At 55.0% G+C, this 2006-nt stretch carries 2 protein-coding genes and 2 pseudogenes; all 4 read left to right on the forward strand.

What is annotated here, in order from left to right:
* Window positions 1-204 (forward strand): annotated as a pseudogene (locus tag DWZ47_RS29700) (conjugative transposon protein TraK); the annotation flags it as partial.
* A 5-nt stretch (window positions 205-209) separates the two neighbouring features.
* On the forward strand, window positions 210-470 hold the full coding sequence (locus DWZ47_RS29705) for a TraL conjugative transposon family protein (protein ID WP_004314859.1): 261 nt from the start codon (window positions 210-212) through the stop codon (window positions 468-470).
* Between the two features lie 28 nt (window positions 471-498).
* The gene (gene traM / locus DWZ47_RS29710; RefSeq protein WP_008616529.1) at window positions 499-1848 is read left to right on the forward strand and encodes a conjugative transposon protein TraM; all 1350 of its coding nucleotides are present in this window, start codon (window positions 499-501) and stop codon (window positions 1846-1848) included.
* Window positions 1849-1902: 54 nt separating this feature from the next.
* Window positions 1903-2006 (forward strand): annotated as a pseudogene (locus DWZ47_RS31465) (conjugative transposon protein TraN); the annotation flags it as partial.

The following is a 2006-nucleotide window of genomic DNA, read 5'->3' on the forward strand; positions in this document are numbered from 1 at the left end:
GTGTGCGACTTCAACGGCTATCCCTACCGTGCCGTGACCTATGCCACGCAGAAAATCATCCGGCAAAGCAACGTCACCGAACGCAGCCTCGTGACCACGTGCCGCCTCTTGAACTCGTCCCGTTCGGACGACAATCCCAACGGTTTCACCATAGAGGGATTCACCATTATCGAGAACAAGGATTTACAAACCATCAAAAGGTAACGGACATGAAGAAAATCAGGAAATCATTTTGGCGTGCGTACTGGAAGCTCCACGACAAAAAGAAAATGCTGGTGGCAAGGCTCAAAGGCTATCTGGACGGTTTACCCCCGAAGACACGCAGGCGCATCGTGCTGGCGATGCTCGCCGCCTTCGCGGTGCTTGCCATCTACACCTTCGGCAAAGCCGTCTATGACATCGGCAGGAATGGCGGCAACCGGATAGTAACAGACCATGCCGGACAGGTGGGACTGTCCGTAAAGCCGTAAAACAATCACAACGTAATACCTTATTTATATGGAACAGACGAAGAATGAACCTAAAAACGAAAACAAGGCGGCTCCCGACAATGGGAAACCGAAGAAGGAGCGCAAGCCGCTGACCGAAGCCCAAAGGCTGAAACGTCAGAAAATGATAGTGCTGCCCGCTATGGTGCTGGTATTCATCGGGGCTATGTGGCTGATATTCGCCCCGTCTTCCGACAAGGAACAGCAACCGGGAACGAGTGGTTACAACATCGAAATGCCCGACGCTGACAAGGCGAACCGCCAGATCATCGGCGACAAGGCGAAAGCATACGAGCAGGGGGCGATGGAGGAACGGCAGGAGAACCGCAGCCGCACCATGCAGGAACTGGGCGATATGTTCGACCGAGAGGTGGCGGAAACGGACGGTGGCAGGGACTTCGACCTTGCCAATCCCGGAGGAACGGAAGAGAACGTGAAATCCGCCCCGAAGACCATCCAGTCTTCCGCAGCCGCCTATCGCGACCTCAATGCCACGCTCGGCAACTTCTATGAACAGCCGAAGAACGACAACGCGGATATGGACGAACTGTTGGAGCGCATCGCTTCGCTGGAATCGGAACTGGAAAGCGAGAAAGGCAAGGCGTCCGCTGTGGATGACCAAGTGGCACTTATGGAGAAGTCCTACGAACTGGCGGCGAAGTACATGGGTGGACAGAACGGCACACAGCCACCTGTCGGACAGGCGGCAGAGCCTTATCCAGTGCAGAAAGCCGGAAAGGACACGGCAGCACCTGTCAGGCAGGTGGCGCATCAGGTGGTGTCCTCGCTCTCACAGCCGATGAGCATCGCCGAATTTGTCGCCTCCTTCTCGCAGGAGCGCAACCGCAGTTTTAATACGGCGGTGGGTGTCACGACCGTGTCGGACAAGAACACCCTGTCGGCGTGCGTCTATGGGGCGCAGAGTGTGACGGATGGGCAGGCTGTCAAACTCCGGCTGCTGGAGCCGATGGCGGTAGCGGACAAAATCATCCCCCGTAATGCGGTGGTGATCGGCACGGCAAAGATTCAGGGCGAACGGCTTGATATTGAAATCACGTCGCTGGAGTACGCGGGTACGATTATCCCGGTAGAGCTGGTGGTGTATGACACGGACGGGCAGCCCGGTATCTTCATTCCCAACTCTATGGAGATGAACGCCGTCAGGGAGGTTGCCGCCAACATGGGCGGCTCGCTGGGCAGCAGCATCAATATCTCCACCAACGCAGGGGCGCAGCTCGCCTCCGATTTGGGTAAAGGGCTGATACAAGGAACCAGCCAGTATATCGCTAAGAAGATGCGTACCGTCAAGGTGCATCTGAAAGCCGGGTACAAGGTCTTGCTCTATCAGGACAGGAATTGAAAAAAGAAAAAGTAACAACAATCCAATTTTTATTTACCACTAAAATCCAAAGTAATGAGAAAAGTAATCATCATGTTTGCCCTCGCTATGGGCATCGCAACTGCCAACGCGCAGGAGAACGTAACCGTTGGAACGGACAACGGAAGTGAACAACCGAC

Source organism: Bacteroides sp. AF32-8BH (assembly GCF_003435205.1).
In the GTDB taxonomy this organism is placed as follows: domain Bacteria; phylum Bacteroidota; class Bacteroidia; order Bacteroidales; family Bacteroidaceae; genus Bacteroides; species Bacteroides ovatus.